Source organism: Geitlerinema sp. CS-897, assembly GCF_028368005.1.
Classification (GTDB): Bacteria; Cyanobacteriota; Cyanobacteriia; order Cyanobacteriales; family Geitlerinemataceae; genus Baaleninema; species Baaleninema simplex.
The window spans coordinates 1-8,121 of record NZ_JAQNCQ010000094.1 but is presented as its reverse complement, the minus strand read 5'-3'; the positions used below and the strand labels follow the sequence as shown (position 1 = coordinate 8,121).

Below are 8,121 nucleotides of genomic sequence, written 5' to 3'. Positions count from 1 at the left end.
TCTAGCTTAAATTCCCACGTCATGTTTAGCATATCTAAACTGTAGCAAATCTTTTGTAGGTTACTCCCCTCGGTCGCACTTCGCTACACCACCAGCCAAGCTTTCAGCTATGGCTGGAGTACTGCGAAGAATCTGGATAGAACGTCGAGGGCGATCGAACGCCACGGGTTCGCCTCAGTCGCAACCCGTACCTCAACGAGAGTTGTCAGTCGCAGATATCCCCTCTGCGACTATTTGCGATCGAGATTCGTACACTAGATAGAGAAGTCAGTCTTTTTGGCTGTTCGTGCTTCGAGCGATATTCGCGAGACTTTAGCGAATATCGGGATTTTTCCGTTGACTCTCGGAAGAATAAAAATATCGAAGCGATCGCCCGCAAATGTTACCGACATGATTGAAATTCTCGCCGCCCTCTCTGCATCCGCTGCCGCCGGACTCCGCATCGGCCTTCCCTTGCTGTTGATCGGTTTGATCAAAACGAATCTGTGGGCGGACGTGCCGATTTTATCGCAATTTTCCCCGCAAGTCGTCGTCGGCGTTCTCGTCAGTTGGTCGTTGTTCGAGTTGTTCGCCTCGAAAAAGCTGCTCGGACAGCGGATTTTACAGATCGTGCAGCTCGTCTTCAGTCCCGTCGCTGGTGCGATCGTCGGTATGGCCGTGGCACAACTGGCGGAGGTTGAAGCGTTACTGGTGGGATTGATCGGTATTGTCGGAGGATTGCTGGCTCTGGTGTTGCAACTCGTCCAAGTCGGTTGGTTTTTCCGCCTGCGAGGACTCCCCATGTGGGCGATTTTATTACAAGACGCGCTGTGTGGGATTCTCGTGTTGCTCGCCTTCGACGCACCGAAACAAGGGGGACTCATCGCTCTGTTGTTGCTGTGGCTGGCAATTCGCAGCTCATCGACGTGGTACGTTTCCTATCACGGCGATCGACGCCAACGCCGCCGCAAATCCCTCGAACGCTGGAAAGACAACGAAACTCTCGGTTAACTGAATTTCTCGCCCTAGGGAACTCCTCTGAATTTCCTAGGGCAATGGTAAGGTGATGGGATAAAACGGCGGTCGAGGGCGATCGACATTCTCGAACTTTATCGAAATTGTGGTGTGAGGGGTCAACACTCGTGGGAGTTCAACCGTTACTGACTTTAGCGCGACGAGGCGATTCTCAGGCGATCGCCGCTCTCGTCGGCCGCGTTCTCCAAGCGCAACATCTCAACGTCCGCGTTCGTACTCAGCAAGGATGGTTGCAAGTTCTCCTCGAATCGAACTCCATCCCAGACCCGAAAGCTTGCGTTCCCTTACTCAAACGAGAATTGCGTCGTGTTGAGATTTCCGGCGTCCGTGCGGCGATCGTGTACGGTCGTAAAACTGGCGAAACAACGCCGACTTGGGTGCAGAAATTCGGACTCGTCGCAACGGGTACGGCGGCTTCGTCCCAGCCTGTTGGCGTTTCTCCATCGAAAGCGACTTCGCGTCGTAGTCTACCTCATCAAACTCCCCGCTCTCGAGGGCGATCGCCTCGGTTAGTTTTAGCGTTAGGGGTGTTTGGTTTCAGTCTCGGCGGAGCCTGGGGACTGCTCGAACGCAACCTGTTACCCACGAGTCTACAACAGCAGTTCGCCCAAGCCAGCCAAGGTTTCGATCGCACCGTTGGCGAACTGACGACACCTCGATCGCTCGATCGCCTCGCCGAAACTAACCTCGCCGACTCGCTTCCGCCACCCGTTGAAATCCCCGATCCCTACCCCGCCACAATTACGATAAAAGCTGTCGGCGATATCGTCCCCGGAACGAACTTTCCCTATCACAAACTTCCCGCCAACCCCGACATTTTGTTTAGCAACGTCGCCGCTTATCTCGCAAGTGCCGATCTTACCTTTGGCAATTTCGAGAGCGTCCTCACCGACTATCCCTACAGTGCCAAAGATATCAGTCGCGGCGCAGTTTTTGCCTTTCGCGCACCGCCGAGTTACGCATCCTTATTTCAACAGGTCGGATTCGACGTTCTCAACGTCGCCAACAACCACTCGATGGACTTTGGCGAACCGGGGTTAACCGACACGATTCGCCATTTTAATAACGTCGGGATTCAAATGGTCGGCGAAAAAGATCGAATTCTTTACACCCAAGCGAACACCATCCCCATCGCTTTTATCGGCTTCAGTACCTACGACTATCACAACTCCATTCTCGACTACGACGGTGCGAAACAACTGGTGGCTGAAGCCAGTCAAAACGCTGAAATTGTCGTCGTTTCCATCCATGCGGGAGCTGAAGGAACAGGGGCAATGCACGTCAGCGATCGCCAGGAATCGTTTTTTGGTGAAAATCGCGGCAATATCGTCCGATTTTCGAGAACGGTTATCGATGCGGGAGCCGATCTCGTTCTCGGTCACGGCCCTCACGTTCCCCGAGCGATCGAACTTTATCAAAACAAGCTCATCGCCTATTCTCTCGGAAATTTCGTTGGCTACGAAACGCTTTCGACGGACGCACAGTTAGCGTATTCGTTAATTTTAGAAGTGAAAGTCAACCTCGATGGGGATTTAGTTTCTGGGAAAATTATCCCCGTTCATTTAGGCAGCGATGGCATTCCTCGAATCGATAATTATTTTCGCTCCGTCGGTTTAATTCGAGATTTGACGCGATCGGACTTTCCCAATACACCTATTACAATTAGTGAAAGTGGAGAAATTTTAATTCAGTGATTTTAGTGAGTTGAGATTTTGCGTTGATTTTTTATTGGCTCAATGTAAAGAGATCGAGGAATTAAATGACGATCGAAAATCTTTTTTCTTCAAAATCGCACCATTCAATGAGAATTATCTACCCTGGAGATTACTTTAATACTAAAAAAGTCGATGAGATGTATTCAGAGGAAGCTGAAGCATTTCGTAAAATTGGCTTTTCAATTAGTACGCATTCAGCAACAGAAAATCCTGGTACGGCATATCTAGAAGAAAAAGAAACTGTTCTCTATCGCGGCTGGATGCTCAAAAAAGAAGACTATCGAACATTTGAGTCGTTAGTTCTTCAAAAAAATGCCCGACTCTTTACATCATCAAGTAGCTATCTCGCGACACATCACTTGCCAAACTGGTACGATCGCCTCTCTTTATACACCCCAGAAACCGTGGCGATCGCCGATCTCGAAACTGCTGAAAACGTTCTAGAATCTTTGGCATGGAACAAGTATTTTATCAAAGACTTTGTCAAGTCTGTTAAAACTTCTATCGGCTCGGTGATTACCGACTCTCACGAACTCCCAAAAATTATCGACGAAATGATGAGATTGCGAGGCGAAATTGAAGGAGGTTTGTGTATTCGTCGTTTTGAAGAATTCATTCCCCATACAGAATTCCGCTATTTTGCGATCGAAGGAGAACCGTTTTCACCCAATCGCCAACCTTGTCCCGAACCCGTATGGTTTGCCGCCAAAAGGATACAAAGCCCTTTCTTTTCCATCGATATCGCCCAGAGAACTGACGGAGTATTGAGGATCGTCGAAATTGGTGACGGACAAGTTTCCGATCGAACGGGCTGGAGTTGCGATCGCTTTGTAGAAGTCTTATCACAAAAACTCTTAAAATAAACATTGTGTATAACTTTTTTAATAGAAAAATTCAAAAAACTATTTTCCTCAGTGGTTCGTTCTCACCGAAGCACACCAGCAAACCTTACAAAATTTCGTCAAAATTCATCTCGCTTCTCTGGGAATTTTTACTGCATTATTCGCTCTCAAAAAAAATGGGGCCGAAATCCGACCCCAACCCACAAGGAGAGATCGAGGAAAACCTAACCGATCGCCAATCCCAAATCGAACGGTGAAACGATCGTCGTCGCCGCCTGAACCGCAGCCGGAGACGTATTCTGAACCAGTCCGATAAAGTCGTTATTACTCAACTGCAACAAGACATCTGCTCCCGACTGGAGGAAACGAACGTCGTTTAACGTCGCTTGGGTAGCAATGACGACGCGATCGCCCTCCGCACTGTTGAAATCCGTAATAACATCGACCGCATTGGGATCGCGTTGTCCGGCGTCCGTATCCGTCCGCAGAATGAAACGGTCGGCTCCCGTTCCACCCGTTAGCGTATCCTTATCGCGATCGCCGAGCAGCACGTCGTCTCCATCCTCGCCGAGAATCAAATCTTCGTTTTGTCCGCCGCGCAGAAAATCATTCCCCGTCCCGCCAGAAATCGTATCGACCCCGATGTTACCGTGGGCGATATCGTTTCCGTCGCCACCGCTGAGGAAATCGTTCCCCTGACCGCCGCGTAACAAGTCGTCTCCGCCATTTCCCGCGAGTACGTCGTCACCCTTGTTCGCATACAGCACGTCGTCGATCGCCGAACCCGTAATGGTGTCGTTACCCCCAAACCCAATAAATCCCGAAGGATTCGCCGCACTCAGAGCATTATCGATCGTGAGGTTATCGGCGTTGTCGGTCAACACCTGAAATCCGAGGGGTAAACTGGCGCGATTGAGGCGGTTGACATAAAAATTCAGCGGTTCGGGAGTCAGAAACGCCGACGCTCGCGACGGTATGATGCCATCGACAATGCGAGCCGCTTCGATGCGATCGCCCTGAGCGATCGTATCCATCACAGACAACCCGTTCCGAATCTCGCCAAAAACCGCATAATCCCCATCCAAAGACCGAGAATTATTTCTTAAATTAAAATAAAACTGAGACGAGGCCGAATTCGGGTCGGTCGTCCGCGCCATCGCGATCGTTCCCCGCTCGTTTTTCAACACCGGATCGGCAGTAATGCCAGCTTCATCCAACGTCAAACCGAGAAGCGGCCTCTCCGCTCCCTCCGGCTTAATTTCGAGAGGAATCTCGCGTTCCTGTCCCGTTGCTGGGTCGATAAACCCACTCCGGCCGAGAAGTTCCGGCGGAAAATTCGGATTGCGGCTGTTGGGATCTCCCCCTTGCGCCACAAAATTAGAAACGACCCGGTGAAACGTCACACCATCGTAGAACCGCCGTTCCACCAAATCGGCAAAATTACCTGTCGTAATCGGTGCGTTCGCGCCGTCGAGAAAGATTTCGATGGGCTGGCCGTCTACGACCATCACCGCCGTCGCCGAACCCGAGAGAGGAGAAAAATTTACCATCGATCGATCTGCTGGGCTAAATCCCTATGTACTGTCCGCGTTCGATTATCCATGCTTTTACGTCTTCCGACGCTACCCCCCACGTTTGAGTTCCTCGAGCCGGGGAGAGGGGGAGAAAGGGAGAGGGGGAGAAACAGTTATCTGTTTGCTGTCTTCACTGGTGACTGGTGACTGGTGACTGGTGACTGGTGACTGGTGACTGCTCACTGCTCACTGTAAAAGGGTGTTACGATTGCCACAGAAGAAGAAGAAGAAACATATTGGAACTGAAGTCCTGCATGAACGCAATGGAAAAGTCAATATCCTTCGACGGACGGGATATTCGACTAAAAGTTGGATTACTCGCTCCACAAGCTGGTGGCTCCGTCTTAATCGAATCTGGCGATACAGCAGTTCTAGTGACCGCAACCCGGTCTAGCGGCCGAGAAGGCATTGATTTTCTCCCCCTGCTCGTAGACTACGAAGAACGACTGTATGCAGGTGGGAAAATCCCAGGCGGATTTTTGCGGCGAGAAGGTCGTCCTCCCGAAAAAGTCACCCTCACCAGTCGGTTGATCGATCGCCCGATGCGTCCGTTGTTCCCTCAGTGGTTGCGGGACGACATTCAAATCGTCGCCACGACCCTGGCTATGGACGAACACGTTCCCCCAGACGTTCTCGCTGTCACGGGGGCTTCGATCTCAACGATCTTGGCGCAAATTCCCTTCAAAGGTCCAATGGCAGGAGTTCGCGTCGGCTTGCTCGGCGACGACTTCATCATCAACCCCACCTTTGAAGAAATTCGCACGGGCGATCTCGACCTCGTCGTCGCCGGAACCAAAGAAGGCGTGGTCATGGTCGAAGCTGGGGCGAACCAACTCCCCGAACAAGACATCATCGAAGCGATCGACTTCGGCTACGAAGCCGCTTGCGACCTGATCGCGGCGCAAGAGGAACTGATGAAAGACCTCGGTATCGGCTTGGTCACCGAAGAACCGCCGGAAGTAGACGATACCCTCGAAATTTACGTCCGCGACGCCGCCACGGAACCCGTCAAAAAAATCCTCAGCAACTTCGACCACGACAAAAACAGTCGCGACGAAGCTCTCGATGGCGTCAAAGAAGAAATCGCCGCCAAAATCGAAGAACTCGAGGAAGAAAACCCCATCCGTCAAACCATCGCTGAAAACGCCAAAGTTCTCTCCAACGTTTTCAAAAGCGTCACCAAAAAACTCATGCGCGCTCAAATCGTCGAAGACGGCGTGCGGGTTGACGGACGCAAACTCGACCAAGTGCGACCGATTTCCTGCCAAGTCGGCCTCCTTTCGCCGCGCGTCCACGGTAGCGCCCTGTTCAACCGGGGTCTGACGCAAGTGTTGTCCCTCGCTACCTTGGGAACTCCCGGCGACGCCCAAGAACTCGACGATTTGCATCCCCAGGAAGAAAAACGCTACCTGCACCACTACAACTTCCCCCCTTACTCCGTCGGCGAAACGCGCCCCATGCGATCGCCCGGACGCCGGGAAATCGGCCACGGCGCCTTAGCCGAACGGGCCTTGATTCCCATCTTGCCGTCGAAAGAAGAATTTCCCTACGTCATCCGCGTCGTCTCGGAAGTTCTCTCCTCCAACGGTTCGACCTCGATGGGGTCGGTGTGCGGTTCGACGCTGTCGCTGATGCACGCTGGCGTCCCCATCCTCAAACCCGTCAGCGGTGCGGCAATGGGGTTAATTAAGGAAGGCGACGAAGTTCGCATCCTCACCGACATCCAAGGCATCGAAGACTTCCTCGGCGACATGGACTTCAAGGTGGCTGGGACTGACTCCGGCATTACCGCCTTGCAAATGGACATGAAAATCACCGGGCTGCCCTTAAATGTCGTGGCTGACGCCATCAAACAGGCACTTCCGGCGCGACTCCACATCCTGAACAAGATGATGGAAGCGATCGACCAGCCGAGTCCTGACTTGTCGCCTTTTGCCCCTCGCCTGTACAGCCTCAAAATCGACCCCGATCTCATCGGCTTGGTTATCGGCCCCGGCGGAAAAACCATCAAAGGCATCACCGAAGAAACCGGTTGCAAAATCGACATCGACAACGATGGAACGGTCACGATTTCCGGCATGGACGGCACCAACGCCACCCGCGCCCGCCGCATTATCCAGGGTATGACCCGCAAAATCGAAGCCGGAGAAGTCTTCCTCGGCCGCGTCACGCGCATCATTCCCATCGGGGCGTTCGTGGAAATCGCCCCCGGTAAGGAAGGAATGGTTCACATCTCCCAAATCGCCGACTACCGCATTGGTAAAGTCGAAGACGAGTTATCTGTCGGCGACGAAGTGATCGTGAAGGTTCGCGACATCGACAACAAAAATCGCATCAACCTCACCCGCCTCGGCATCCACCCCGACGAAGCCACCGCAGCCCGCGAAGCCGCTGCCATCTAATTCAATGAAGGAGAGAGTGAAGAGTGATAACAGTCACCAGTTTTCGGTGAAGACAGATTGGGGTTGACAGTTTATTCTCATCTTCAGTATCTCCCGATTCCCAGGGTCTCCTGGGAATTTTGCTTTTTGGGAATATTGATTCACCAGGCCGATACGGAATCCCGTTGTGAAAACCCTGGATTCCACACGAGGATATGAGGATAAGCTGCCCACCGCAAGACGCGGCCTACCAAGATTCGTCGCAGTGCTCCAACCATAGCCAATAGGCTTGGTTGGTGGTGAAGCGGCGGTGAGTTTCGGTGCATCCCCTGAACAATGCGATAGCGAGAGAAGGGGATAGCGCCGAAACGAACAAACTGGTAAAATTGCCTTACCCGAAACGGTCTTTAAGATCCTAAGGGTATGGTTCGCAGCACCCGAAAAACCCGTGGTGGAGGTAAACCACAAAATCGCCAGTTGGTGTTGCCAAGAGAATTTGATTCTCGCTTATGTCTGCGGTGGGGCGCATCGTGGACGTTAAACAAACAGCCTGTGAAGGCGTTCTGACCGGGGGTATTCGGGCTGGCTCGTTTAT

Annotated in this window: 5 protein-coding genes; 4 read left to right on the top strand and 1 reads right to left on the bottom strand. The window is 52.2% G+C overall.

What is annotated here, in order from left to right:
• The first annotated feature begins 390 nt into the window (after positions 1 to 390).
• From POG22_RS05495 to POG22_RS05485, 3 genes are all read left to right on the top strand, one after another.
• Positions 391 to 990 carry a DUF4126 domain-containing protein gene (locus POG22_RS05495; protein WP_498904052.1) on the top strand — a complete coding sequence of 200 codons (600 nt, stop codon included), beginning with the start codon at positions 391 to 393 and terminating at the stop codon, positions 988 to 990.
• 131 nt (positions 991 to 1,121) lie between these two features.
• Positions 1,122 to 2,708, top strand: a complete 1,587-nt coding sequence (locus tag POG22_RS05490; RefSeq protein WP_498904050.1) for a CapA family protein — start codon at positions 1,122 to 1,124, stop codon at positions 2,706 to 2,708.
• Positions 2,709 to 2,866: 158 nt separating this feature from the next.
• Positions 2,867 to 3,592: an ATP-grasp domain-containing protein gene (locus POG22_RS05485; protein ID WP_498904048.1), complete on the top strand. Its 726-nt coding sequence runs from the start codon at positions 2,867 to 2,869 to the stop codon at positions 3,590 to 3,592.
• 203 nt (positions 3,593 to 3,795) lie between these two features.
• Here the strand turns inward: POG22_RS05485 and POG22_RS05480 are convergent, their stop codons facing one another.
• The gene (locus tag POG22_RS05480; protein WP_498904047.1) at positions 3,796 to 5,121 is read right to left on the bottom strand and encodes a peptidylprolyl isomerase; all 1,326 of its coding nucleotides are present in this window, start codon (positions 5,119 to 5,121) and stop codon (positions 3,796 to 3,798) included.
• A gap of 278 nt (positions 5,122 to 5,399) precedes the next feature.
• Here POG22_RS05480 and POG22_RS05475 point away from each other — a divergent pair, with 278 nt between their 5' ends.
• Complete coding sequence (locus POG22_RS05475) at positions 5,400 to 7,547, top strand: polyribonucleotide nucleotidyltransferase (RefSeq protein WP_498904045.1); 2,148 nt, start codon at positions 5,400 to 5,402, stop codon at positions 7,545 to 7,547.
• Positions 7,548 to 8,121 lie beyond the last annotated feature (574 nt).